The organism is Actinotalea soli (assembly GCF_017565425.1).
GTDB lineage: Bacteria > Actinomycetota > Actinomycetes > Actinomycetales > Cellulomonadaceae > Actinotalea > Actinotalea soli.
In genome coordinates this window covers 436,428-461,535 of record NZ_JAGEMK010000003.1, presented here as the reverse complement: position 1 = coordinate 461,535, position 25,108 = coordinate 436,428, and the positions used below count along the sequence as shown (strand labels likewise).

The window sequence follows — 25,108 nt, the reverse complement described above, 5'->3', positions numbered from 1 at the left end:
GATCGGGGTCACCATGCGACCCCGATCGACCCCGCTCCCGCCGGGGACGCCTGCGGCTGCCGTTCGGGAGATGGACGGGTGCTGTTCGCTGCGCCACCCGTCGAACGTCCCGCCCGCGGGTCCGGACATCGCACTACTGTGGAACCCGGCCGGTTGACGAAGACCGGCGGCACGGGGTTCCCGGCCGCTGGACGACGTCCAGCAGCCGGTCGGCCCGGAACAACCCAACCGTTCGTCCGAAGGAGCTTCCATGGCCACGATCGAGGCCGTAGGCGCCCGCGAGATCCTTGACTCGCGCGGCAACCCCACCGTGGAGGTCGAGGTCGCCCTCGACGACGGCACCATCGCTCGGGCCGGTGTGCCCTCGGGTGCGTCGACCGGTGCGTTCGAGGCCGTCGAGCGCCGTGACGGCGACAAGGGTCGCTACCTCGGCAAGGGCGTCCAGGACGCCGTCAACGCCGTCATGGACGAGATCGCCCCCGAGCTCATCGGCTTCGAGGCCACCGAGCAGCGCCTGGTCGACCAGGCCCTGATCGACCTCGACGGCACGCCCAACAAGGGCAAGCTCGGCGCCAACGCCATCCTCGGCGTCTCGCTCGCCGTGGCCAAGGCCGCTGCCGACTCGGCCGACCTGCCGCTGTTCCGCTACGTCGGCGGGCCCAACGCGCACGTGCTGCCCGTGCCGATGATGAACATCCTCAACGGTGGGTCGCACGCCGACTCCAACGTCGACATCCAGGAGTTCATGGTCGCGCCCATCGGTGCCACCACCTTCCGCGAGGCCCTGCGTACCGGCGCCGAGGTCTACCACTCCCTCAAGTCCGTGCTGAAGAGCAAGGGCCTGGCCACGGGGCTGGGCGACGAGGGCGGCTTCGCCCCCAACCTGCCCAGCAACCGTGACGCGCTGGACCTGATCCTCGTCGCGATCGAGAAGGCCGGCTTCACCCCGGGCACCGACGTCGCGCTGGCCCTGGACGTCGCCGCGACCGAGTTCTACTCCGAGGGCGCGTACCAGTTCGAGGGCAAGGCCACCACGCCCGCGGACATGATCGCCTTCTACGAGAAGCTGGTCGCGGACTACCCGCTCGTCTCCATCGAGGACCCGCTCGACGAGGACGCCTGGGCCGACTGGGCCGGGCTCGTCGCGAGCGTCGGCGACCGCGTGCAGATCGTCGGCGACGACCTCTTCGTGACCAACCCCGAGCGCCTCGCGCGGGGCATCAAGGAGAAGTCCGCCAACTCGCTGCTGGTCAAGCTGAACCAGATCGGCACCCTGTCCGAGACCCTCGACGCCGTGACGATGGCCCAGCGGGCCGGCTTCACCGCGATGGTCTCGCACCGTTCGGGCGAGACCGAGGACGTCACGATCGCCGACCTCGCCGTCGCGACCAACTCGGGCCAGATCAAGACCGGTGCCCCCGCCCGTGGCGAGCGCATCAACAAGTACAACCAGCTGCTCCGCATCGAGGAGGAGCTCGACGACGCCGCGCGCTACGCCGGCGCGAGCGCCTTCCCGCGTCGCGGCTGAGCAGTCCCCGGCGCACCAGCGCCCAGCAGGTCCCGCAGGGCCCGGTCTCCACGACCGGGCCCTGCGGCCGTCCTGCTCCCGGCTGCCCCGCGGGGGTTCTGCGCCCAGCTGGGCGGGTCCGGGCGCGGCCTGACCGACCAGGGCGACCGGCCAGGGCACAATCGAGACATGTCCCGTCGACCCGTCGCGCCGCAGCGCGCCCGCTCGGGCTCGGGGACCCCTGACCCGGGTCGCGGGCCGGCCCGCGGGCGCGGGGCGACGGCCGGCGAGGACCAGGCCCGCCGAGACACCCGACCGGCGCAGGCACGCCGGCCAGCGCCGCACGCCGCCGAGCCCGAGGGCGACGAGCCGCGTCCCGCTCGGCTCGCGCGGCTGCTGTCCATCCGGGCCCTGGTGCTCGCCGTCGTCCTGCTGGTCGGCTTCACCCTGCTGTTCCCGACGGTGCGTGCCTACCTCGGCCAGCGGGCTGAGCTCGCCGCCCTCGAGCAGAGCGTGCTCGACGCCGAGCAGCACGAGAAGGACCTCGAGGCCGAGCTCGCGCGGTGGGACGACCCCGCCTACGTGCAGGCCCAGGCCAGGGCTCGCCTCTCCTTCGTCTTCCCCGGGGAGACCGCCTACCGCGTGATCGACCCCGAGGTGGTCGAGGAGGAGGTCCTGGCGGAGGGCGCTCCCACCGGCGACGACACCGGCCCCACGCTGCCCATCGACGGCTCCGGCACCCCCTGGTACACGACGATCTGGAGCTCGGTGCAGATCGCCGGGGAGCTCGACGTCGTCGACCCGGACGCTCCGGCCGAGGAGCCCGCCGACGACGACACCGACCCGGCCCCGCAGGACCAGCCGGCCGGGGACACCGATCCCGCCGACCCCTCCGGCACGACCGACACCGAGGAGACCGAGTGAGCACCGCCGAGCAGGTCAGCGATGCCGACCTCGAGACCCTCGCCGAGCAGCTCGGCCGGCCCCCGCGCGGCGTCGTCGGGGTCGCTGCTCGGTGCGTGTGCGGTCGCCCGACGGTGGTTCGGACCGCCCCCCGGCTGCCCGACGGCACGCCCTTCCCGACCACGTACTACCTGACCCACCCTCGTGCGGTGGCCGCGGCGTCGACCCTCGAGGCCTCGGGGCTCATGCGAGAGATGACCGCGCGTCTCGCCGAGGACCCCGAGCTGGCCACGGCCTACCGCGCGGCCCACGAGCACTACCTCGCGCGCCGGGCCGAGCTGGGCGACGTGCCGGAGATCGAGGGCATCTCGGCCGGGGGCATGCCCACCCGGGTGAAGTGCCTGCACGTGCTGCTGGGCCACGCCCTCGCGGCCGGGCCCGGGGTCAACCCGCTGGGCGACGAGGTCGTCGAGCGCGTCCGGGACACGTGGTCCCCGACGGTCTGCACCTGCTGAGAGGCGCGTCGCCCTCCTCGCAGGTGGCAGGCTTGCCCGCATGACACGTGTGGCTGCGATCGACTGCGGGACCAACTCCATCCGGCTCCTGGTGGCCGACGTGGACCTCGAGAAGAGGACCCTGACCGACCTGGACCGCCGGATGGAGGTCGTCCGCCTGGGTCAGGGGGTCGACCGGACGGGCCGGATCGCCCCCGAGGCCATGGCCCGGACCCTCGAGGCCGCGCGCCGGTACGCCGAGATCTGCACCGAGCTCGAGGTCGAGGCCATCCGGTTCGTCGCCACCTCGGCCTCGCGGGATGCCGAGAACCGCCAGGAGTTCGTCGACGGCGTGCGCGAGGCCCTGGGCGTCGAGCCTGAGGTCGTCGGCGGTGAGGAGGAGGCCCTGCTCTCCTTCCGCGGCGCGACCGGCGTGCTCGCGGGCAAGCACCCCGGGCCGTTCCTCGTGGTGGACCTGGGCGGGGGCTCGACGGAGATGGTGCTGGGGACGACCTCGCCGGTGGCCGCGTACTCGATGGACGTCGGCTGCGTCCGCCTCACCGAGCGCCACCTGCACTCCGACCCGCCCACCCCGCAGGAGATCGCCGCCGCCAGCGCGGACGTCACCGCGGCCCTCGAGGAGGCGGGCAAGGTCGTGCCCTTCGGCCGGACGGCGACCCTGGTCGGCCTCGCGGGCTCGGTCACCACGGTCACGGCCCACGCCCTGGACCTGGTGCGCTACGACCCGGCCCAGATCGACGGCGCCGTCCTGCCGACGGACAAGGTCCTCGCCTCCTGCAGGACTCTGCTGGGGCTCAGTCGCGAGCGCCGTGAGGTGCTGCCCTTCATGCACCCCGGCCGGGTCGACGTGATCGGCGCCGGCGCCCTGGTGTGGTCCGACGTCGTCGGGCACGTCCGCGCCGAGGTGGGCCGGGCCGGTGCTCGTCTCAACACGGTCGTCACCTCCGAGCACGACATCCTCGACGGCATCGCCTGGAGCATCGCCGAACGCCCCTGAACCCACCTCGTGTCAGAACCTGGGATACCCAGGGGTACCCCTGCTTCTGACACGAGACCACGCCAGGCTCGTGTCAGAACCTGGGATACCCAGGGACCCCTGTGCTTCTGACACGAGACCAGGGTTCTACGACACGCGCGCTAGTGGGGTCTAGCAGGTACTGCGCAATCGAGAGTAGTGTTGGCGGCGCGGGAGCCGCCGGAGGGGCGAGCTCCCGCACCAGACCAAGGCCCACGGGTAGGGCCCGGCCCAGGGAGGGATCGGATGGACACCACCCAGCTGCTCAAGGGGGTGCTCGACGTCGCGGTGCTCGCTGTCGTCTCTGACGAGGACGGCTACGGCTACGACGTCGTGCGCAGGTTGCGTGGGGCGGGGCTCGAGGAGGTAGGGGAGGCGTCGGTCTACGGCACGCTCCGGCGCCTGTACGCCTCCGGAGCGCTCTCGAGCTATGTGGTGCCCTCCGACGAGGGGCCGCACCGCAAGTACTACGGCATCAACGCTCAAGGCAGGGCGATGCTCGACGCCCAGCGCAAGGACTGGCACGAGTTCTCCACCGCACTGACCGCACTGCTCGACGCCGAAGGAGACCCGCGATGACCACCGCCGTCCTGCTGGACCACGTTGCCGCCTACGCCTCGGCTGTGCGCTCGCACCTCAGGGACCTCTCTCCGGAGCAGGTCGAGGACCTCACGGATGGCCTCGAGGCGGACCTCGCCGAGGCTCTGGAGGACCCGGCCGGTGCGGTGACCACCGGCGAGCTCGCCCTTGGTGCTGTCGGTGCCGGGATGCGCCTCGGCGGGCCCGACGACCCTGCGGCGATGATCGATCTCACTCGCCGCTTCGGGCCGGCGGGGGAGTACGCCGCAGAGCTGCGGGCTGCGGCGGGGCTGGGACCGGCACGAGCTGCAGCGACCGAGCCGGGGCTGATGCGCCGGCTCGCGCGCCGCATCACCGCGGAGCGTCTGACCTGGGAGGCGGCACTGCAGTCCTCGGCCGCCTGGCGGACCGCTGGCCCGTTCGTCGTCTCGCTCCGTCCGCTGTGGTGGGTGCTGCGAGGGTGGGTCTGGTTCGTCGTGACGGTCGGGGCCTTCCACGTCGTGGTGGGGTTCCACTCGGCGCAGGCCTTCGTCCCGGCGAACCCGGGAGCGTGGCTTCTTCTTGCGACCTCTGTCGTTCTGTCGGTGCAGTGGGGGCGCGGGCTCTTGAGGGGCCGGGCTCCGGTCCGTGCGCTCGGACGTGCAGGCAACGCCTTGGCCGTCATCGTGGTGCTGCCGCTGCTGCTCGGGTTCATGTCCTTCGTCGACGCGCGTGGGGTGAACGCTGAGGCCGTCTCCTACGTCGAGGTACCGGTCTACGAGGAGCCGGACCGTCAGGACGGTGTCTGGGTCGACGGCATGCAGGTGAGCAACCTCTTCGCCTACGACGCGCAGGGCAATCCGCTCGACGGCGTCCAGCTCTACGACGACCGCGGGCGCCAGGTGCAGACGACGAGCGACGGCTCGTGGAGCGACTGGTCGCTGCCGGGGATCGAGGAGCCGTGGACCTTCGCAGCGGCCCAGGACGTGGACGGGCGTACGCGGTGGAACGTGTTCCCCCTGTCTGGGGCGCCCTCGAGCGAGTGGGACTACGACGACGAGGGTGAGCGTGTCCTGTCGTCGGTCGCATCGCCCCGCACACCGCCCCGCCCCTTCGCGAAGGCGCCCGCCGTCCACGCGCCGGAGGCCGACGGTCGGACCAGCGGCACCCAGGGCGAGCCCACATCCGACGAGGTCCTCGCCTCCCAAGACTGACCCACCTCGTGTCAGAACCTGGGATACCCAGGGGTACCCGTGCTTCTGACACGAGACCACGCCAGGCTCGTGTCAGAACCTGGGATACCCAGGGACCCCTGTGCTTCTGACACGAGATGTGGGGGAGGGAGGGCATGATCGGGGGGTGAGCATGGACGGGCGGGTGCTGCTGCCCCACCCGCGCACGCGCGAGCTGTTCGACTCGCCCGTGCCGGCGGGGAGCGGGTGGCCCGGGGAACCCGCGGACGGCACGACGCCGGTCGCGACCTCAGCCCGTGACGTCGCCCGGATCGCCGACGCCTCGGGCGAGATCCCTCAGGTCGACGCCGCCTCGACCGTCTGCCGGGCCTGCCCGCGGCTGGTCTCGTGGCGTGAGGAGGTCGCGGTCACCCGCCGTCGGGCGTTCCGGGACCAGCCGTACTGGGGGCGCCCTGCCGCAGGGTTCGGCGACCCGCAGGCCGGGCTCCTCGTCGTCGGGCTGGCTCCCGCGGCCCACGGCGCGAACCGCACGGGGCGCCTGTTCACGGGGGACCGCTCGGGGGACTGGCTCTTCGCGGCCTTGCACCGGGCGGGCGTCGGGTCGCAGGCCGAGAGCCTCGACGCCGCGGACGGGCTCACGCTCGACGGGGTCCGGATGGCCGCGGCCGTCCGGTGCGCGCCGCCCGAGAACAAGCCGACCCCTGCCGAGCGCGACACCTGTGCGCCGTGGCTGCGCCGCGAGATCGAGCTGATGCCCCGGCTGCGGGTGATGCTCGCGCTGGGCGCCTTCGGCTGGCAGGCGGCCCTCGCCGTCGTGCGGGGCATCGGCTGGGAGGTCCCGCGCCCTGCCCCGCGCTTCGGGCACGGCGCGACGGCGGTGCTCACCCGGCCCGACGGGGAGCGGGTGCACCTGCTCGGCTGCTACCACGTCTCCCAGCAGAACACCCAGACCGGCCGCCTGACCGAGGCGATGCTCGACGACCTCCTCGCCCAGGCCCTGGCCCTCGCCCGCCCGTGACCGCCATCTCGTGTCAGAGCCTCGGATACCCAGAGCATCCCCAGGTTCTGACTCGAGCCTGGTGCGGTCTCGTGTCAGAAGCACGGGGTGCCCCAGGTACTCGAGGGTCTGACACGAGGTGGTGGTACCCGGGTGGGGTGTGCGGGAGGTCACGTCCACGGGGACGGGATCAGGCTTGTGAAGGATTTCACAGGCCCCTACCGTGGAAACCATGAGCGCACAGACCCCCGAGGCCCCCACGGTCACCACCGAGGAGCGGCCCGCCAAGGAACGCAAGGTCCCCCGCGTGGTGATCCTCGGCGGTGGCTACGTCGGCTTCTACACGGCGCTGCGCCTGCGACGTCGGCTCGGCAAGCGTGAGGCGGCCATCGTCGTCGTCGACCCGCGTTCGTACATGACGTACCAGCCCTTCCTGCCCGAGGCGGCGGCCGGTGCCCTCGAGCCCCGTCACGTCGTCGTCTCCCACCGGCGCGAGCTCAAGGGCGTCGACACCCTGACCGGCCGCGTGACCGAGATCCGCCACGCGGACCGCACGGTGACGATCACCCCGACCGAGGGCCAGCCCTACGACATCACCTACGACCACCTGGTCGTCGCGCTCGGCTCGGTGGCCCGCACGCTGCCCATCCCCGGGCTCGCGGAGCAGGCCATCGGCTTCAAGCAGGTCGAGGAGGCCATCGCCCTGCGCAACGACGTGCTCAACAAGCTCGACACCGCGGCCTCGACCTGGGACCCCGAGGCCCGACGACGGCTCCTGACCTTCACCTTCGTCGGTGGTGGGTTCGCGGGGATCGAGGCGATCGCCGAGGTCGAGGACATGGCCCGGGCCGCGGTCGGCTACTACGACAGCATCAGCCCCGAGGACCTGCGCTTCGTCATGATCGAGGGCTCGGCCCGGATCCTGCCCGAGCTCGGCGACGAGATGGGCGGGTACGCCCTCGAGCAGCTGCGCAAGCGCAACATCGAGGTGCACCTGTCGACCTTCCTCAGCTCCTGCGTCGACGGTCATGTCGTCACCTCGACGGGGGTCGAGTTCGACTCGGCCACCATCGTGTGGACCGCGGGCGTCAAGGCCAACCCGGTGCTGAACAGCTCGGACCTGCCGCTCGACAAGATGGGCCGCCTCAACGCCCTGCCCACCCTGCAGGTCGCCCACGAGGACGGGACCGTCGTCGAGGGCGCCTGGACCGCAGGGGACTGCGCGGCCGTCCCGGACCTCGCCAACCCCGGTTCCTACTGCTCGCCGAGCGCCCAGCACGCCGTGCGCCAGGCCCGCCACCTCGGCGACAACCTGGGCCGGTTCCTGCGCAGCGCCGAGCCGACGAGCTACGAGCACAAGCACGTGGGCACCGTGGCCTCCCTCGGCCTGGGCAAGGGTGTCGCCCAGGTCTACGGGATCAAGCTCCGCGGCTGGCCCGCCTGGTTCATGCACCGGACCTACCACATGGCCCAGATGCCGACCTTCAACCGCAAGGTCCGCATCGTCCTGGACTGGACCCTCGCGCTCCTGTTCCGTCGCGAGCTCGTGGCCCTGGGCCGCCTGCACGACCCGCGCGCCGACTTCCGCGACGCGTCGGCCGCCCCGCGGCCCAAGGGTGCGCAGAAGCCCGCCGACAAGGCCCCGCAGAGCGAGAAGGTCGCGACGCCCGCGCCCTGACCCACGCGTGACCGCCCGGCGTCCCGCCCCTCGCGAGGGGTGGGGCGCCGGGCTTCTGCGTCCCACCCCTCGCGACGCCCGACGGCGGCGCCTCCTCCCGCAGGTGCGCTGGCAGGATGGGCGGCGCGCCCTCGTAGCCCAACTGGCAGAGGCAGCCGGCTTAAACCCGGCCCAGTGCGGGTTCGAGCCCCGCCGAGGGCACTCCTCGTCGGCTCGTCCAGACCGGGTCGCAGGCACCTCCCGCACGAAACTTTCTAATCTCACGCGAAACATTGCCGCGCATGCGCAGTCATGCCTACCGTGACGAACGACCACCGGGTCTCACACCATCGCAAAGGGGCGACCATGAGACGACCGCGCTTGTTCGAAACTATCGGGGCAGCGGTGCTGATCGCAGCCGCCGGGCTGATGGCCCCGCCGGCTGCCGCCGACGACCACACCCCGGCACCCACCGACCCGCCCGAGTCCACCACCGTGGTCTCGCTGGACTTCGACGACGAGTCCATCGAGCCGTGGACCACCAGCGGCAATCCGACCCTCGAGTACGTCGACGCCGACGAGGGCAAGGCGCTCAGCATCACCCGCGCCGCCGACTACGAGGGCATCCAGTCCCCGACCGGCCTGCTCGAGCCGGGCGTCGAGTACACCTTCTCGATGCGTGCCCGGTTGCCCGAGGGAGCCGAGGGGTCGGCCGGCGTCCGGTTCGTCGTCAAGCCCGCCTACACGTGGGTCGGCAACGCGACCGTCACCGGTGAGGGGTGGACGGAGCTCACCGGCACCTACACCTTGCCTGCCGACGTCGACCCCGCCGAGACCCAGGTCTACCTGGGCACGGCCGACGCCGACGGCCCGTACACCGTGCTGGTCGACGACCTCCTCGTCACCGCGGTCCCGGCGGGTGACCCCGGGAGCGGCCCCGGCACCCCGGTGGATCTGCTCTTCGACTTCGAGGACGGCCTCCAGGGGTGGCAGCCCCGCGGTGACGCCGAGGGCGACCCGACGGTCGACGTGACCGCCGACGAGTCCTACGGGGGCGCCCAGTCCGCACGGGTCAGCGACCGCACCTCCCAGGGGGACGGGATCGGGTACGACGTGACCGAGCTCTTCGAGGAGGGCGTGACCTACGAGCTCAGCGCGTGGGTCAAGATGGCCGCGGGGGAGAGCGCCGACGACCTGTGGCTCAGCCTCGAGCGCACCGCGGGCACCGCCACCTCCTTCGACACCGTGGGCCAGTTCCCCGGCGTCGGCTCCCAGGAGTGGCAGCAGGTCACCGTGACCTACACGATGCCCGCCGCGGACTCGGCGATGGTCTACTTCGAGACGAGCTACAACACCGGCGGCGCCGGGGACTTCCTGGTCGACGACGTGCGGATCCGCACCCTCGACGCCCCGGAGATCCAGGACCTCGCCCCGCTCCGGGACACCCTCGACGTGCCTCTGGGCGTGGCGATCGACCGTCGCGAGACCCAGGGTGCTGCGGCCGAGCTCACCACGCGGCACTTCAACCAGATCACGGCCGAGAACCACATGAAGGTCGAGGCCTGGTACGACGGCACCGCGTTCCGCACCCACCCCGAGGCGACCGCCCTGATGGACTTCGCCCGCAGCGAGGACCTCAGGGTCTACGGGCACGTGCTCGTGTGGCACAGCCAGACGCCGGACTGGTTCTTCCAGGACGCCCAGGGCGCACCGCTCACCACGAGCGAGGCCGACCAGCAGCTCATGCGGGACCGCATGCGCGAGCACATCTTCGCGGTTGCCGAGGCCCTCAGCACCGGTGGGGGCTACGGCCTGTACGGCAGTGAGGAGAACCCCCTCGTCGCATGGGACGTGGTCAACGAGGTCATCTCCGACAGCGGCGAGTTCTCGGACGGCATGCGCCGCAGCGAGTGGTACCGGATCCTCGGCGAGGAGTTCGTGGACCTGGCCTTCGAGTACGCCGACGAGGCGTTCAACGAGGTGTATGCCGACCCGTCGGCCGATCGCCCCGTCACCCTCTTCATCAACGACTACAACACCGAGCAGTCCGGCAAGCAGCAGCGGTACCTCGGTCTCGTCGAGCGGCTGATCGAGCGCGGCGTGCCGATCGACGGCGTGGGGCACCAGTTCCACACCAGCCTCTCGACGCCGGTCGCCGCCCTCGAGGCAGCCCTCGAGCGGTTCAGCGGCCTGGGCCTGCAGCAGGTCGTGACCGAGCTCGACGTCACCCTCGGGACCCCCGTCACGGCGGCGAACGTCGTCGAGCAGGGGTACTACTACCGGGACGCCTTCCGGGTGTTCCGCGACTACTCCGACCAGCTCTACTCGGTCACCGTGTGGGGCCTGACGGACCCGCGGAGCTGGCGCAGCGCCCAGGAGCCGCTGCTCTTCGACGGGCAGCTCCAGGCCAAGCCGGCCTTCTACGGCGCGGCCGACGGCGAGCTCCCCGCCCGGGTGCAGGCCGAGCTGGCCTTCGCGGGCTCGGTACCCCTCGACGAGGGTGCGGCCGCCTCGCCCGTGTGGGACCGGCTGCCCCTGCACCAGGTCGGTGACGTCGCCCAGTTCCAGACCCGCTGGGAGGCCGACCACCTCACGGTCTACGTCGAGGTGTCGGACACGAGCCCTGAGGCAGGCGACGCACTGACCTTCCTGCTCGGGGAGCAGACCCTCACCCTGTCGCGGGACGGGTCGGGAGAGGTCGACGCGGTGGTGACCGAGACCGACGAGGGCTGGGTCGCCGTGGCTCACCTGCCGCTCGGCGGGGCCACCCAGGGTGACTCGGTCGACCTCGACCTGCAGGTCACCGACGGGGAGCAGGTCACCGGCTGGAACACCCCGGGGGAGCTCGGCACGCTGACCCTGGTCGAGCCGTTGTCCTTCCTCGAGGTGGCCGAGGCCCCTGAGTCCCCGAGCATCGACGGCACGGTCGACGAGGTCTGGGCCCTGGCCGAGCCGGTCGCCACGGACACCCAGATCGAGGGCACCGGCGGCGCGACCGCCGAGGTCCGCATCCTGTGGTCAGGGGACGGGCTGACGCTCTACGTGCTCGCCGAGGTCGCCGACGCCCAGCTCGACCTCACGGGCTCGGACCCCTGGGTCCAGGACTCGGTCGAGATCTTCCTCGACGCCGGTGCGTACCGCAACGGCCCCTACCGCTACGACGACACCCAGATCCGGATCAACGTCGACAACGTGGTCTCCTTCGGGACGGGCGACGAGACGTTCCAGGCCAACCGGCTGGAGAGCGCCACGAGCACGGTCGAGGGCGGGTACGTGGTCGAGGCCGCGATCAGCCTCCTCGAGGACGGCGGCCCCGGGACGTTCCACGGGTTCGACGTGCAGGTCAACGACGCGACCGCCGGCGCCCGCACCGCTGTCCGGACCTGGGCCGACCCGACCGGGCTCGGATACCAGAGCACGGCCCGCTGGGGTGTCGCCCAGCTGGTCGAGGCCGACGAGGAGGAGCCGCCGCCGCCGGCGGTGGACCCGCAGCTCGCCCTCGACCGGTGGTTCGTCTCCGCCGGGCGGGCCCTCGAGGTCCAGGTGAGCGGCTACCTGCCGGGCTCTGAGGTCGAGGTGACCCTCGAGGCCCGACGTCGGACGCCCGTCGTCCTGGGTGCCGTCACCGTCGGTGCGGACGGCTCGGGGGCGGCGACGCTGACGGTGCCGCGCGGTACCAAGGTCGGGATCTACGACGTCGTCGCGAGCGACGGCGACCTGACCGACTCCCAGCGGGTCCTGGTGACCCCGCCGCTGCCGCCCAAGCCGCCGTGGTGGCCGTTCCCGTGGCCCTGGTGAGCTGACCGACGTCCGGGGGCCGTGGGCGGGAACGCCCACGGCCCCCCGGACGTTGCCTAGACTGAGTACCGGCCAGCGACATCTCGAGCCGCCCGCGACGGGTGGCCGCCGCGACCAGGAGGCACAGTGACCAACCCCGTCTTCACCAGCAGCGCGATCTTCGGCGAGAACCGCCGCGGTCGCGGTGCCGCCCAGCAGCGAGGCCCGTACGCGGCCTCGGGCGCAGGGACCGCCACCATGCCCGGCCAGGAGGCCGGGAGCCTCGAGCAGATGTACGGCGCTCCGACCGCCACCTCGCGGGACACGGGCCGCCTCACCTACGACGACGTCATCGTCAAGACCGGGGGGCTGCTCGCGCTGCTCGTCGCCGTCGCGGCCGTGACCTGGTACGTCGCGCCGGGGCTCTTCTTCGTCGGCATGATCGTGGGCCTCGTGCTGGGCCTGATCAACGCCTTCAAGAAGGAGCCCAGCCCGCCCCTGATCATCGCCTACACGGTGGCTCAGGGTGTGTTCCTCGGCGGGATCAGCTTCCTCTTCCAGAACATGACCTGGGACGGCACCCAGGTCCAGCCGATCGTGCTCCAGGCGATCCTCGGCACCTTCGCGACCTTCGGTGTCGCGCTGTTCCTCTACCGGTCCGGCAAGGTCCGGGTCACCCCCAAGTTCACGCGCTGGCTGCTCATCGCGATGGGCGGCTACCTCGTCTTCTCGCTGCTGAACTTCGGGCTGTCCTTCTTCGTCGCGAGCGAGGGCTTCGGTCCGCTGCGCAACGGCTGGATGGGCGTCGCGGTCGGTCTCTTCGCGGTCGGCCTCGCGGCTGCCTCGCTGATCATGGACTTCGACGCGATCAAGCGTGGCGTCGAGCAGGGCGTCTCGGCCAAGTTCGCCTGGTCGGCGGCCTTCGGCCTGATCGTGACCCTGGTGTGGCTGTACCTCGAGATCCTGCGCCTGCTCGCGATGTTCAACCGCGAGTAGCGCGTCTCACGGGCTCGGCTCGCGGGTCGAGACCCCCAGCACGGAGAACCGCCCGGGTGCGATGATCGCACCCGGGCGGTCCTGCGTCCGGCTCCGGTGCGCGCACGGTCCCGCCGCTCGCCTCACCGCCCAGCCGCTCAGCCGCCCAGCGGTCCTGCCGCACCACGCCGTCCCCCAGCTCCAGGGAGTCCGTCACCGTGAAGTACGCCGAGCACATCTCCGACCTCGTCGGGGGCACGCCCCTGGTGCGGCTGAGCCGGGTGACCGAGGGCCTCTCGGCCACGATCCTCGCGAAGGTCGAGTACCTGAACCCCGGAGGCTCGGTCAAGGACCGCATCGCCCTGAAGATGGTCGAGGCCGCCGAGGCCTCGGGGGAGCTCCGGCCCGGGGGCACCATCGTCGAGCCGACCAGCGGCAACACCGGCGTCGGGCTCGCCCTGGTGGCCCAGCGCAAGGGCTACCGCTGCGTCTTCGTGTGCCCCGACAAGGTCTCGCAGGACAAGCGCGACGTCCTCACCGCCTACGGGGCCGAGGTCGTCGTGACCCCGACCGCCGTCGCCCCCGACCACCCCGACTCCTACTACTCGGTCTCCGACCGGCTCGCCGCCGAGATCGAGGGTGGCTGGAAGCCCAACCAGTACTTCAACCTCAACGGTCCCGCCTCGCACTACGAGAGCACGGGCCCGGAGATCTGGACCGACACCGACGGCCGGCTCACGCACTTCGTCACCGGGGTCGGTACCGGCGGGACCATCGCGGGCACCGGCCGCTACCTCAAGGACGTGAGCTCGGACCGCCCCGCGGACGAGGGCGGTCGCGTCCGCGTGGTCGGCGCCGACCCCGCAGGCTCGGTGTACTCGGGGGGAGACGGTCGCCCGTACCTCGTGGAGGGGGTCGGTGAGGACTTCTGGCCCGGGGCCTACGACCCCACCGTCCCGGACGAGATCATCGCCGTGAACGACGCGGACTCCTTCTCGATGACCCGCCGTCTCGCCCGCGAGGAGGGGCTGCTGGTCGGTGGCTCCTGCGGGATGGCCGTCGAGGCCGCGCTGCGCCTGGCCCGGCGCCTCGAGGAGGAGGACCCCGCCGCGGCCGCCCGGGCCGTCATCGTGGTGCTCCTGCCCGACGGCGGTCGCGGGTACCTGTCCAAGATCTTCTCCGACGCCTGGATGCGGTCCTACGGGTTCCTGCGCGAGGACGGCGGCGCCGTCGTCGGGGACCTGCTGCGCACCAAGACCGGTTCCCTGCCCGCCGTGGTGCACACCCACCCTGCCGAGACGGTGCACGACGCGATCGGGATCCTGCGTCGGTACGGCGTCTCCCAGCTGCCGGTCCTGACGGCCGAGCCGCCCGTGAAGTCGGGGGAGATCGCCGGGTCCGTGGCCGAGCGCGCCCTGCTCGACGCCGTCTTCCACGACGAGAGCGCCCTCACCGACCCGGTCGCCCAGCACATGGCCGCGCCGCTGCCGCTGATCGGTTCGGGGGAGAGCATCGAGGCCGCCCGCGAGGCCCTGCACGACGCCGACGCCCTCGTCGTCGTCGAGGACGGGGACCCCGTCGGTGTCCTCACCCGCCACGACCTCCTGGGCTACCTCGCCCGCTGACCCCCGGCGCCCCACCCACCCGACGCCGCAGGTCTCGTGTCAGAACCTGGGATACCTATGGCCCCCTCAGCGTCTGACACGAGACCTGGGGATGTTCGATCTCGATGAGGAGAAGCTCCTGTGGCCCTGTTCGACCTCCCGCTCGACCAGCTCCGTGACTACCGCCCCGACGTCGCCGAGCCCGAGGACTTCGACGCCTTCTGGGAGCTGACCCTCGCCGAGGCCCGCGGTCACGACCTGGCCCTCGAGGTCGTCCCGGTCGACACCCCGCTGACCGTCGTCGAGGCCTTCGACGTGACCTTCGCCGGGTTCGGCGGGCACCCGGTCAAGGGCTGGCTCACCCGGCCCGCGGGGGTCGAGGAGGACCTGCCGGTCGTCGTGGAGTACCTCGGGTACGGCGGCGGTCGAGGCCTGCCCCACGAGCGTCTGACCTGGGCCGCGGCGGGTTACGCGCACCTGGTGATGGACACCCGCGGCCAGGGCAGCAGCTGGGGGGCGGGCGGCGCCACGCAGGACCCCGGCGGGAGCGGCCCCGCGGCCCGCGGCGTCATGACCCGTGGCGTCGAGGACCCGGCCGAGCACTACTACCGGCGCCTCTACACCGACGCCGTCCGAGCCGTGGACGCCGCGCGGCAGCTGCCCGGGGTCGACCCGGCACGGGTCGCGATCGCGGGCATCAGCCAGGGTGGCGGGGTGACCCTCGCGGTGAGCGGCCTGGTGCCCGACCTCGTGGCCGTCATGCCCGACGTGCCCTTCCTGTGCCACGTGCGCCGGGCCGTCGAGATCACCGACGCCCTGCCCTACGGCGAGATCACCCAGTACCTGTCCGTGCACCGGCACGCGGTCGAGGCGGTCTTCCGCACGTGGTCCTACCTCGACGCCGTGAACTTCGCCCGCCGCGCGACCGCCCCGGCCCTGTTCTCCGTCGCCCTGATGGACCAGACCTGCCCGCCGTCGACCGTGTACGCGGCGTACAACCACTACGGCACAGCTCCGACGACGGCGCAGGGTCCCGGCGCGGCCGTTCCCGGCACCAGGCCGGCCACCGAGATCCTGACCTATCCCTTCAACCAGCACGAGGGCGGCCAGGCCCATCAGGTCGAGGCCCAGCTGCGTTGGCTGCGCGAGCGCGTCTGACGGCGTGCCCCACTCTGCAGGATCGGGCACGATGGACGGCGGTGCCGCGCAGCCGCGGACGCCGTCCGTCCCGAACGAGAGGCCTTCGATGACCGAGAACCTGCCGCCCCTGCCCACCGCGTCGGGGTCCTTCGGCGACAAGCCCGCCCTGACGTTCCCCGACACCCCCGCCCCCCAGGACCTCGCCGTCCAGGTGCTCTCGCGCGGTGAGGGCGAGCTCGTCGAGGCCGGGGACGACATCGAGGTCGACTACTACGGGCAGGTGTGGGGCGGTCGCATGTTCGACAACTCCTACGACCGCGGCTCGTCCATCACCTTCCCGATCGGCACCGGTGCCGTGATCGGTGGCTGGGACGAGGGTCTGGTCGGCCAGCAGGTCGGCTCGCGGGTCCTGCTGTCGATCCCGCCGCACCTGGGCTACGGCGAGCGCGGCATGCCCCAGGCGGGCATCGGCGGCACCGACACCCTCGTCTTCGTGGTCGACATCCGGGGCACCAGCCGCTGAGCCGGAGCGCAGCACCACGCGGCCCCGCGCCGCCGCAGCAGAGGCGGGCCCGGAGCACCGGGCCCGCCTCTCGTGCGTCCGGCCACCGAAGATCCTCGGGTGGCCGCCCCTGAGGGTGCCGCCCGGCGTCAGACCGGGGAGACGAGCCCGTGCCGCCGCAGGTAGTCGTTGTGGAACAGCCCCTCGGGGTCGAACGCCGCCGCCAGCTCGCGGAACTGCCCGAGCCTCGGGTACAGCTCGGCCAGACGCCCCGGCTCCCCGGCCTCGGTCGCGCTGAACAGCTTGCCCCAGTGCGGGCGGGCCCCGAACGGCGCCAGGGCTCGTTCGATCCTCGGCAGCAGCGCCTCGACCTCGGGCTGCAGCGGCTTCCACGTGAAGTGCAGGCCCACGCTGTCCTGCTGGTAGGCGGTAGAGAGCCACAGCTCGTCCTGGGCGATGGTGCGCACCTCGCTGACCAGCAGCAGGGGAGCGATCAGGTGGCTGAGCCCTCGCAGCGCCTCGATCGCGGCGGGCCCGTGCCCGCGCGGCACCAGGTACTCCGACTGGAGCTCGGCACCGTTGCTGGGTGTGAAGGCCATCCGGAAGTGCGGCAGCCGCTCGTGCCACGGGCCGGGACGGCCGAGCTGCTCGGTGGTGCTCCGGGCGTCCAGGTCCAGCGGGTGCAGGTTCTCGGTAGCCACCGTCCCGGCCACGAGCTCAGGGCCCGGGGCCCAGGCCCCCTCGGGGCGCCCGACCCGGCTCTTGCGCCACAGCTGGTCGACGACCTCGCCCTCCCACCGGGTGAACAGGCTCACGCTGTCGGCGCTCGCGGTGACCTGGTCGAAGGCCCCGAGCACCGCGTCCCACGGGACAGCGGTCCGCACCTCTTGCGCGACGTCGAAGGTCGGCTCGATCTCGAGGGTCACGGCCGTCATCACACCGAGCGCACCGAGGGAGACCACGGCCCCCGCGAGGTCGCCGTCCTGCGGGAGCAGGTGCCGCAGCCCGCCGTCCGCCGCGACCACCTCGAGCCCGACCACGGCGGCTGCGAGGTTCCGCCGTGCGTCCCCCGAGCCGTGGGTCGCGGTGGCGACGGCCCCCGCCACCGAGATGTGCGGGAGGGAGGCGAGGTTGTGCACGGCCCAGCCCTCGGCGTGCAGGTGCTCGGCGAGGGTCCCGTACCGGACGCCCCCACCCACCCGGACGGTGCGCGCCTCCGTGTCGACCTCGATCTCAGGGTCGAGGGAGCCCAGGGCGACCAGCTCGGCGCCGTCAGCCACGTCGTTGAAGCAGTGCCGGCTGCCCAGGGCCCGCAGCCCCCGCACCCCGCGGGACCGGGCCCCGCGGACGAGGGTCTGGACCTCCTCGACGCTGCGTGGTTCGTGGACCGTGCCGGCCCGGTAGGTGTGGTTCTTGGCCCAGTTCGTCAACGTCGTCGTCACCGGGCCACTCTCGCATCAGCCGTGGACCGTCACGAGTCCTGTCTCGTAGGCGAGGACGACGGCCTGGACCCGGTCGCGGACCTCGAGCTTGGCCAGGATGCGACCCACGTGGGTCTTGACCGTGGCCTCGGAGAGGAAGAGCCGCGCGGCGATCTCGGCGTTGGACAGTCCCTGGGCCACGGTGCGCAGCACCTCGAGCTCGCGCGGCGTCAGCTCCGCCAGGCGCGGGTCGAGGTCGGTGGGTGGGCCGTCCTGGGGCGTCGGCAGGCGCCCCGCGAACATCTCGAGCATGCGCCGGGTGACCCGGGGGGACACGACCGCATCCCCTGAGGCGACCGAGCGGATCGCCGTGACGAGCTCGGCCGGGCGGGCGTCCTTGAGCAGGAACCCGCTGGCCCCGGCGCGCAGGGCCGCGAAGGCGTACTCGTCCACGTCGAAGGTCGTGAGGATCAGCACCTTGGTCCGTGGGTGCTCGGCCACGATCTGCGCGGTCGCGTCGATCCCGTTCGTCCCGGGCATGCGCACGTCCATGAGCACGACGTCGGGCCGGAGGGCGGCGACCTGCTCGATCGCGGCCTGGCCGTCGCTGGCCTCCCCGACGACGGTGAGGTCGTCCTCGGCCTCGAGGACGAGGCGGAAGCCCATCCGCAGGAGTGCCTGGTCGTCGACCAGCAGCACGTCGGTCATGACGCCCCTCTCTCCCCGGGCAGACCGTCCCACGGCAGCGTCACCCTGACGCGCCACCCGTCCAGCCAGGGTCCGGCGTCGACCGTCCCGTCGTACACCCCGGCACGCTCGCGCATGCCGATCAGCCCGCGCCCGCTGCCCTCGGTCGCCGCCGGCTGGGAGACCGGGACGGCCGGCCCGTGGTCCTGCACCTCGACGGTGACGGCGTGCTCGTCCCGGCGCAGGGTGAGCTCGACCGGAGGGGTGCCCGGGGCGTGACGCAGCGCGTTGGTCAACGCCTCCTGCACGACCCGGTACACGGCGAGCCGGAAGCCTGCGTCCTCGGGGAGCTCGGTGGTCAGGCCGACGGTGCGGACCCCGAGGCCGGCGGTCCGGAACCGTTCGACCAGCTCAGCGAGGTCGGGACTCCCGGGCTGGGGGTCGGACGGGGCGTCCTCGTGCAGCACGCCGAGGACGCGCCGCATGTCCGCCAAGGCCGAGCGCCCCGTCTCGGAGAGCTCGTCCAGAGCCGCCCGGGAGCGGTCGGGGGCGCGGTCCAGGGCTGCCCCGGCGCCGTCGGCGAGGGCGATCATCACCGAGAGGCTGTGCGCGACGACGTCGTGCATCTCGCGGGCGATGCGGCTGCGCTCGGCTGCCCGGACCAGCAGGACCTGCTGGTCGCGCTCCCGGGCCAGGGCGTTGCCGCGTGCGACGAGCTCGGCCACGTGGAGCCGGCGGTTCCGGACGCTCGAGCCGATCGCCATCGCGATGAGACCGATCATGACCATCGAGGTGATCGTGCCGGCGCGCTGGTCGCTCTCGATCGTCACGCCTGGCTGAGCATCCCCCGGCTCGCCGACCGTCGCGACGAGGCCCGCCGGCACGTCGAGCTCGGTCATCGGGGCCTCCCAGAGCCAGACCCCGACCCCGAGGACCGCGCACAGCGCGAGCAGGGTGAGCCACGCGGTGCGGGCGGGACGGGACGCCGCGACGGCGTAGACCATGAACCCCAGGCCCAGGTCGAAGCCGTCGATGCTGCCCGTCGCCCCGACGCACACGAGCCCGAGGGCCCCGATGCAGCCGGAGACGAGGACCGGTCGTCGTCGCCGCCAGTACAGCGCGGCGGTACCGGCGAGCGCGAGCGCGATCGCGATGACACGGTCCGTGCCGTCCTGGCGCACCCCGAGCACGGGTTCGAGCAGCAGGGTGACCAGGGCCGGCAGGGCGAACAGCGCCATGACGACGACGTCCATGGCCACCGGCCGGCGCAGGAAGTACCGCCGGAGCGGCCCGAGACGCCGGGTGTCGAGCTCGGTGAAGGCAGGGGTCACGAGTGGGTCCGATCGCCCAGGCGCAGCACGACACCCCGCCGGGCCCCGGGGAGGGGCGCGGCGGGGTGCGCGAGCCGTGCAGGGGTGGGCACCTACGCGTCCCGGCGTCGCACCAGGACGGCCGCCGCGACGAGGAGGAGGACCGTCCACAGCGCCAGGACGCCGTAGCCCTCCCAGGGCGTGAGGTTCACGGTGTCGCGACCAGCGTCGATCAAGGCGAGCGTGTCCGCGTCGTACAGCAGCCTGGTCCCGGCGACGGACGGCAGGAACGGGCTGGTCACCTCGAAGAAGCGCAGGGGCAGGTTGGGCAGGACCTGGTCGACTACCAGCAGCAGTCCGACGACGACCGCGATGGCTCCTGCGGAGTGCCGCAGGAGAGCGCCGATCGCGAAGGCGAACACGGCGATGGTCGCGAGGTAGAGCACCGTACCGAGCAGGATCCGGACGGTCTCGCCGTCTGCGAGGTCGAGGGCCAGGTCGAGATCGCTCGCGAAGGGCTGCACCGCGAGCCAGGCCAGGGCCAGGGCGATGGCGGAGGTCGCCGCCACGGTGACCGCGAGGACCAGGGCCTTGGCGCCCAGGCTCGCCAGACGCTTCGGGTTGGCGGCGAAGGTCGAGCGGACCATCCCGGTGCCGTACTCGCCGGTGATGGTGAGGACCGCGAGCACCGCGACGGCGAGCTGCGCGAGGAGCCAGCCGTTGGTGACGAGGGTGGCGGCGCTCGGCGTCATGAAGTCCCCGTCCGCCGGCAGCTGGCTGGTCCCCCAGGCGCTCAGGAACGCTAGCCCCACCATCAGCAGCGCCGTGATGGGCAGGGTCCAGGCTGCGGCGCGGACGGTGCGGAACTTGATCCACTCCGAGGCGACCACGCGGGGGAAGGTCACGCCGAGGCGGTCCGGGGCGCCGGCCCGGGGACGGTTGCGGCTCGTGGACGGGTCGGCGGTGGGGGACAGGGTGGTCATCGCACAGCACCTTCGGTCGCGGACGACGTGGCGCCCGGGGTGGTCGGGGAGGGGGCGGTCGCGGGCGCTGCGGGCTGCCCGACGTCGGAGGAGTGGTACTCGACCGAGTCCGCGGTGAGCTGCATGTACGCGTCCTCGAGGGAGCCGTGCAGCGGGGTGAGCTCGTGCAGGACGATGCCGGCCGCGGCGGCGGCCTCGCCGATCGCGGGGGCGGTGCTGCCGGTGATCTCGATCAGGCCCGGCTCGGCCGAGGTGACGGTGACCTCGGGGCCGCGGACCAGCTCCTCGAGGGCGCCGGCCTGGGGGGTGCGTACCCGGACCGTGGTGCCCGCCGCGCGGGCCACGATCTCGGCGACCGGGGCGTCGGCGATGAGCCGCCCGCGCCCGACCACGATGATGTGGTCGGCGGTCACGGCCATCTCGCTCATGAGGTGCGAGGACAGGAACACCGTCCGCCCCTGACGGGCCAGGTACTGCACGAGGTTGCGGACCCAGAGCACGCCCTCGGGGTCGAGCCCGTTGACCGGCTCGTCCAGGATGAGGGTCTGCGGGTCACCGAGCAGCGCCGAGGCGATGCCGAGCCGCTGCCCCATGCCGAGGGAGAAGCCCCCGACCCGCTTGCGCGCCACGGCGTCGAGCCCGGTCATCTCGATGACCTCCTGGACGCGCTTGCGGCCGATGCCGTGAGTGGCTGCCTGGGCCAGGAGGTGGTTGTAGGCCGAGCGACCCGTGTGGACGGCCTTGGCGTCGAGCAGGGTGCCGACCTCGTGGAGCGGGGCGGAGTGCTCGGCGTACCGACGGCCGTTGACCGTGACCGAGCCGCTCGTGGGCCTGTCGAGCCCGACGATCATGCGCATGGTGGTCGACTTGCCGGCCCCGTTGGGGCCCAGGAACCCGGTGACCTTCCCCGGGGCGACCGTGAAAGTCATGTGGTCGACGGCGACCTTCGAGCCGTACCGCTTGGTCAGGCCAGTGGCCTCGATCATGGTCTCTCCTCGTCCGTGGTGACACGTCGAGCCTAGGGACCACGGGGGTCGCGGGGCACCCGTCGCAGGAACGATCCGGGGACGAGAGCGGCGTACGCCCCAGGGCTGGGGCGTACGCCGCAAGGATGACCTCGAACCGGGCGGCTCAGCTCGGCAGCGGGCAGGCGACCCCGGTCGAGTGCACCGGGCAGTAGCCGTGAGGCACCTTGTGCAGGTACTGCTGGTGGTCGGCCTCGGCGTAGTAGAAGGGGCCGGCCTCCGCCGCGCTGCGGATCTCGGTGGTGATGTCCCCGTAGCCGCGCTCGCGCAGGGCCGGGGCGTAGGCCTCACGGGTGGCCCGTGCCGCCTCGGCCTGGGCCTCGGTGGTCGTGAACACGGCCGAGCGGTACTGGGTGCCGACGTCGTTGCCCTGGCGGTAGCCCTGGGTCGGGTCGTGCAGGGACCAGAAGGTCCGCAGCAGCTCGGTGTCGCTCAGCACGGTCGGGTCGTAGGCGACCAGCACGGTCTCGGTGTGGCCGGTGAGCCCTGTGCAGACCTCCTCGTAGGTGGGGTAGGTCGTGTACCCGCCCTGGTACCCGGCCGCGGTGGTGACGACGCCGGGCAGCTGCCACATCTCCTTCTCGGCCCCCCAGAAGCAGCCCAGGGCCAGGTGCAGCACCGCGGTGCCCTCGGGCCAGGGCCCCGCGAGAGGGGTCCCCAGGACGGCGTGCTGCTCCGGGACGACGAAGGCCGGGGCCTCCCGCCCGCTGAGGGCGCGCTCCTCGGTGACCATCGTGGTGCGCAGCGCCGATCCGAACGATCCGAACACGGTCGTCCCCTCTCCGTCGTGGTGCACGGCGCCTCGCGCGCCGCTGCTGGGAGAACGTCGGGAGCGAGGTCGGGTGTTCCCGGTCCGCACCCTCTAGCCTGGTGCCGTGACCACCGCAGACGTTCCCAGCGAGCACGACTGGACCCACTCGGGCTTCTCGACCCGAGCCATCCACGCGGGCCAGGACCCCGACCCCACCACGGGTGCCGTCGTCCCGCCCATCCACCAGGTCTCGACCTACAAGCAGGACGGCGTGGGAGGGCTGCGCGGCGGGTACGAGTACTCCCGCTCGGCCAACCCGACGCGGACCGCCCTCGAGGACGCGCTGGCCTCGGCCGAGCGGGGGGCCGCGGGCTTCGCCTTCGCCTCGGGCCTGGCTGCCGAGGACACCCTGCTGCGGGCCGTGCTGCGCCCCGGCGACCACGTCGTCGTGCCCGACGACGCCTACGGCGGTACGTACCGCCTGGTGGCCCGGGTCTTCGGGGCCTGGGGCATCGACCACACCCCGGTGGACCTGACCGACCTGGACGCGGTCGCCGCGGCGATCCAGCCCGGGCGCACCAAGGCGGTCTGGGTCGAGACGCCGACCAACCCGCTCCTCGGCATCAGCGACGTCGCGGCCCTCTCGGCCCTCGCGCGGGCCGCGGGGGCGGTGCTCGTCGTGGACAACACCTTCGCGACGCCCTACCTGCAGCAGCCCCTGGCCCTGGGGGCCGACGTCGTCGTGCACTCGACCACCAAGTACATCGGTGGGCACAGCGACGTCGTCGGCGGGGCCCTCGTGGTGGCCGACGGCGCCCAGCTCCCGGTCGGGCTCGAGGGGCCCACGGGCTCGAGCGCGCTCGCGGACGCGGTCGGCTTCCACCAGAACGCCTCGGGCGCGGTGGCGGGGCCCTTCGACGCCTGGCTCACCCTGCGCGGTCTCAAGACCCTCGCGGTGCGCATGGACCGGCACTGCAGCAACGCGGCGGCCGTCGCGGCCTTCCTCGAGTCCCACCCTGCGGTGACCCAGGTCATCTACCCGGGCCTGGCCGAGCACCCCGGGCACGACGTCGCCTCGCGGCAGATGAGCGGCTACGGGGGCATGGTCTCCTTCCGCACGGGCAGCAAGGAGAAGGCCCTCGAGGTGTGCTCGCGCACCCACGTCTTCATCCTCGCCGAGTCCCTCGGCGGGGTCGAGTCGCTCATCGAGCACCCAGGCGAGATGACCCACGCCTCGGTCGCCGGCTCTGCCCTCGAGGTCCCCGACGACCTGGTGCGCCTCTCGGTGGGCATCGAGGACGTCGCGGACCTGGTCGCCGACCTCGGCCAGGCCCTCGCGTGAGCGGTGAGGGTCCGGGGCGCCGTCGGCGCCCGGGACGCGGCGCCGCCCCGGAGCTCCCGGCCGTGCCCCCGGCCGCGCCCCTCTCGTCGACCACGGTGATGGCGCGCGACTCGGTGCCGCTCTCGGTGCGCATCGCCGCTGCCTGGTCGTGGCGGGTGCTGCTCATCGGCCTGGGGATCGCGGTCCTCGTGCTGGGACTCGCGGTCGCCAAGGTCCTGTGGGTCCCGGTCATCGTGGCCCTGCTGCTGACCGTGCTGCTCAACCCGGTGGTCGACGTCCTGGTCAAGCGTCTGCGGTTCCCCCGAGGTCTGGCCGCCGGGCTGACGGTGGTCGGTCTGATCGCGGTGGTGGGCGGGCTGCTGACCCTCGCGGGCCAGCAGATCATCCAGGGGTTCGCCGACCTGTGGGACCAGGTCCAGAGCGGCTTCCAGGAGCTGCTCAACCAGCTCGAGAACACGCCGCTGGGCATCGACAGCGCACAGATCGACGAGCTGCTCTCCGAGCTGGGGACCCAGATCGGCGACAACAGCGGCATGGTCGTGAGCGGCGCGCTGTCGGTGACGACGACCATCGGCCAGGTCCTCATCGGCATGGTCATCGCGCTCTTCTGCCTGCTGTTCTTCCTCAAGGACGGCTCGCTCATCTGGGCGTGGCTCCTGCGCCTGCTGCCGCAGGACGGGCGCCAGCGCGCCTACGAGGCCTCGCGCCGTGGCATGGTCACCCTCGGCTCCTACACCCGGGCGCAGATCCTCGTGGCCCTCGCGGATGCGGTCGGCATCGGCATCGGTGCAGCGATCCTCGGCCTGCCGCTCGTGGTGCCGTTGACGGTTCTCGTGTTCCTCGCGAGCTTCATCCCCTTCGTCGGGGCGATCGCGACGGGCATCGTCGCCGTCCTGGTCGCGCTGGTCGACCAGGGCGTCGGCACGGCCATCGCGATGCTCCTGATCGTGGTGGGGGTGCAGCAGCTCGAGAGCAACGTCCTGCAGCCCCTCCTGCTCGGCCACGCGGTGTCGCTGCACCCCGTGGCCGTCGTGCTGGCGGTCGCGGCCGGCTCCCTGTCCGCGGGCATCATCGGCGCCCTGCTCGCGGTGCCGGCGGTCGCCACGATCAACACGGTCGTCCTCTACCTGCACGGTCGGGACAAGTTCCCCTACCTCGGGCTCGACCCCGGATCCTTCGAGGCCGAGCTGCGCAAGCTCGAGGGCGCGCCCGCCCAGCTGCGCCGTCGCAGCCGCGAGTCGTGAGC

21 protein-coding genes and 1 tRNA gene are annotated in these 25,108 nt (G+C 72.5%); 16 read left to right on the top strand and 6 right to left on the bottom strand.

Annotation, left to right across the window (positions count from 1 at the left end):
* Positions 1-250 precede the first annotated feature (250 nt).
* The 14 genes from eno to J4G33_RS09075 all read left to right on the top strand — a co-directional run bounded on the left by eno (position 251) and on the right by J4G33_RS09075 (position 16,364).
* Positions 251-1,528 (top strand): phosphopyruvate hydratase, encoded by a 1,278-nt coding sequence (eno, locus tag J4G33_RS09140; RefSeq protein ID WP_208055604.1) that lies wholly within the window; start codon positions 251-253, stop codon positions 1,526-1,528.
* Between the two features lie 168 nt (positions 1,529-1,696).
* Complete coding sequence (locus J4G33_RS09135) at positions 1,697-2,431, top strand: FtsB family cell division protein (RefSeq protein ID WP_208055603.1); 735 nt, start codon at positions 1,697-1,699, stop codon at positions 2,429-2,431.
* Complete coding sequence (locus J4G33_RS09130) at positions 2,428-2,925, top strand: DUF501 domain-containing protein (RefSeq protein ID WP_208055602.1); 498 nt, start codon at positions 2,428-2,430, stop codon at positions 2,923-2,925. The genes J4G33_RS09135 and J4G33_RS09130 overlap by 4 nt, the downstream gene beginning before the upstream one ends.
* A gap of 40 nt (positions 2,926-2,965) precedes the next feature.
* Entirely contained in the window at positions 2,966-3,922 is a 957-nt protein-coding gene (locus tag J4G33_RS09125; protein WP_208055601.1) for a Ppx/GppA phosphatase family protein, read from the top strand.
* Positions 3,923-4,186: 264 nt separating this feature from the next.
* Positions 4,187-4,519, top strand: coding sequence for a PadR family transcriptional regulator (locus tag J4G33_RS09120; protein ID WP_208055600.1), 333 nt, complete (start codon positions 4,187-4,189; stop codon positions 4,517-4,519).
* Complete coding sequence (locus J4G33_RS09115; protein WP_208055599.1) at positions 4,516-5,712, top strand: hypothetical protein; 1,197 nt, start codon at positions 4,516-4,518, stop codon at positions 5,710-5,712. Before J4G33_RS09120 ends, J4G33_RS09115 begins: the two co-directional genes overlap by 4 nt.
* 151 nt (positions 5,713-5,863) lie before the next feature.
* Positions 5,864-6,709, top strand: a complete 846-nt coding sequence (locus J4G33_RS09110) for a uracil-DNA glycosylase (protein ID WP_208055662.1) — start codon at positions 5,864-5,866, stop codon at positions 6,707-6,709.
* Between the two features lie 211 nt (positions 6,710-6,920).
* The gene (locus tag J4G33_RS09105; RefSeq protein ID WP_208055598.1) at positions 6,921-8,366 is read left to right on the top strand and encodes an NAD(P)/FAD-dependent oxidoreductase; all 1,446 of its coding nucleotides are present in this window, start codon (positions 6,921-6,923) and stop codon (positions 8,364-8,366) included.
* Positions 8,367-8,493: 127 nt separating this feature from the next.
* Positions 8,494-8,567 (top strand) — tRNA-Leu (locus J4G33_RS09100).
* A 144-nt stretch (positions 8,568-8,711) separates the two neighbouring features.
* On the top strand, positions 8,712-12,143 hold the full coding sequence (locus J4G33_RS09095) for an endo-1,4-beta-xylanase (protein ID WP_208055597.1): 3,432 nt from the start codon (positions 8,712-8,714) through the stop codon (positions 12,141-12,143).
* Positions 12,144-12,269: 126 nt separating this feature from the next.
* Positions 12,270-13,118 carry a Bax inhibitor-1/YccA family protein gene (locus tag J4G33_RS09090; protein ID WP_208055596.1) on the top strand — a complete coding sequence of 283 codons (849 nt, stop codon included), beginning with the start codon at positions 12,270-12,272 and terminating at the stop codon, positions 13,116-13,118.
* Positions 13,119-13,315: 197 nt separating this feature from the next.
* A complete protein-coding gene (locus tag J4G33_RS09085) occupies positions 13,316-14,722 on the top strand; it encodes a cystathionine beta-synthase (protein WP_208055595.1) in 1,407 nt (468 codons plus the stop codon).
* A 120-nt stretch (positions 14,723-14,842) separates the two neighbouring features.
* The gene (locus tag J4G33_RS09080; RefSeq protein ID WP_208055594.1) at positions 14,843-15,859 is read left to right on the top strand and encodes an acetylxylan esterase; all 1,017 of its coding nucleotides are present in this window, start codon (positions 14,843-14,845) and stop codon (positions 15,857-15,859) included.
* Between the two features lie 88 nt (positions 15,860-15,947).
* The gene (locus tag J4G33_RS09075) at positions 15,948-16,364 is read left to right on the top strand and encodes an FKBP-type peptidyl-prolyl cis-trans isomerase (protein WP_208055593.1); all 417 of its coding nucleotides are present in this window, start codon (positions 15,948-15,950) and stop codon (positions 16,362-16,364) included.
* 128 nt (positions 16,365-16,492) lie between these two features.
* On the opposite strand, the gene J4G33_RS09070 is transcribed toward J4G33_RS09075, so the two are convergent.
* From J4G33_RS09070 to msrA, 6 genes are all read right to left on the bottom strand, one after another.
* On the bottom strand, positions 16,493-17,785 hold the full coding sequence (locus J4G33_RS09070; RefSeq protein ID WP_208055592.1) for a D-arabinono-1,4-lactone oxidase: 1,293 nt from the start codon (positions 17,783-17,785) through the stop codon (positions 16,493-16,495).
* Between the two features lie 15 nt (positions 17,786-17,800).
* Positions 17,801-18,472, bottom strand: a complete 672-nt coding sequence (locus J4G33_RS09065) for a response regulator (protein WP_208055591.1) — start codon at positions 18,470-18,472, stop codon at positions 17,801-17,803.
* Positions 18,469-19,782, bottom strand: a complete 1,314-nt coding sequence (locus J4G33_RS17770) for a sensor histidine kinase (RefSeq protein ID WP_208055590.1) — start codon at positions 19,780-19,782, stop codon at positions 18,469-18,471. Before J4G33_RS17770 ends, J4G33_RS09065 begins: the two co-directional genes overlap by 4 nt.
* 92 nt (positions 19,783-19,874) lie before the next feature.
* Positions 19,875-20,744, bottom strand: coding sequence for an ABC transporter permease (locus J4G33_RS09055; protein ID WP_208055589.1), 870 nt, complete (start codon positions 20,742-20,744; stop codon positions 19,875-19,877).
* On the bottom strand, positions 20,741-21,730 hold the full coding sequence (locus J4G33_RS09050) for an ABC transporter ATP-binding protein (protein ID WP_208055588.1): 990 nt from the start codon (positions 21,728-21,730) through the stop codon (positions 20,741-20,743). Before J4G33_RS09050 ends, J4G33_RS09055 begins: the two co-directional genes overlap by 4 nt.
* Positions 21,731-21,875: 145 nt before the next feature.
* A complete protein-coding gene (msrA, locus tag J4G33_RS09045) occupies positions 21,876-22,502 on the bottom strand; it encodes a peptide-methionine (S)-S-oxide reductase MsrA (protein ID WP_208055661.1) in 627 nt (208 codons plus the stop codon).
* Between the two features lie 142 nt (positions 22,503-22,644).
* Between msrA and J4G33_RS09040 the strand changes: the two genes are divergently transcribed.
* Together J4G33_RS09040 and J4G33_RS09035 are read left to right on the top strand one after the other, a co-directional pair.
* Positions 22,645-23,862 (top strand): cystathionine gamma-synthase, encoded by a 1,218-nt coding sequence (locus J4G33_RS09040; protein ID WP_208055587.1) that lies wholly within the window; start codon positions 22,645-22,647, stop codon positions 23,860-23,862.
* A complete protein-coding gene (locus tag J4G33_RS09035) occupies positions 23,859-25,106 on the top strand; it encodes an AI-2E family transporter (protein ID WP_307793828.1) in 1,248 nt (415 codons plus the stop codon). The genes J4G33_RS09040 and J4G33_RS09035 overlap by 4 nt, the downstream gene beginning before the upstream one ends.
* Positions 25,107-25,108 lie beyond the last annotated feature (2 nt).

What these genes read in the sequence shown, in the direction of transcription:
- eno (WP_208055604.1), top strand. Translation starts at nt 251, where the DNA reads ATGGCCACGATCGAGGCCGTAGGCGCCCGCGAGATCCTTGACTCGCGC.
- J4G33_RS09135 (WP_208055603.1), top strand. Translation starts at nt 1,697, where the DNA reads ATGTCCCGTCGACCCGTCGCGCCGCAGCGCGCCCGCTCGGGCTCGGGG.
- J4G33_RS09125 (WP_208055601.1), top strand. Translation starts at nt 2,966, where the DNA reads ATGACACGTGTGGCTGCGATCGACTGCGGGACCAACTCCATCCGGCTC.
- J4G33_RS09120 (WP_208055600.1), top strand. Translation starts at nt 4,187, where the DNA reads ATGGACACCACCCAGCTGCTCAAGGGGGTGCTCGACGTCGCGGTGCTC.
- J4G33_RS09115 (WP_208055599.1), top strand. Translation starts at nt 4,516, where the DNA reads ATGACCACCGCCGTCCTGCTGGACCACGTTGCCGCCTACGCCTCGGCT.
- J4G33_RS09110 (WP_208055662.1), top strand. Translation starts at nt 5,864, where the DNA reads ATGGACGGGCGGGTGCTGCTGCCCCACCCGCGCACGCGCGAGCTGTTC.
- J4G33_RS09105 (WP_208055598.1), top strand. Translation starts at nt 6,921, where the DNA reads ATGAGCGCACAGACCCCCGAGGCCCCCACGGTCACCACCGAGGAGCGG.
- J4G33_RS09095 (WP_208055597.1), top strand. Translation starts at nt 8,712, where the DNA reads ATGAGACGACCGCGCTTGTTCGAAACTATCGGGGCAGCGGTGCTGATC.
- J4G33_RS09075 (WP_208055593.1), top strand. Translation starts at nt 15,948, where the DNA reads ATGACCGAGAACCTGCCGCCCCTGCCCACCGCGTCGGGGTCCTTCGGC.
- J4G33_RS09065 (WP_208055591.1), bottom strand. Translation starts at nt 18,472, where the DNA reads ATGACCGACGTGCTGCTGGTCGACGACCAGGCACTCCTGCGGATGGGC.
- J4G33_RS09055 (WP_208055589.1), bottom strand. Translation starts at nt 20,744, where the DNA reads ATGACCACCCTGTCCCCCACCGCCGACCCGTCCACGAGCCGCAACCGT.
- J4G33_RS09050 (WP_208055588.1), bottom strand. Translation starts at nt 21,730, where the DNA reads ATGATCGAGGCCACTGGCCTGACCAAGCGGTACGGCTCGAAGGTCGCC.
- msrA (WP_208055661.1), bottom strand. Translation starts at nt 22,502, where the DNA reads ATGGTCACCGAGGAGCGCGCCCTCAGCGGGCGGGAGGCCCCGGCCTTC.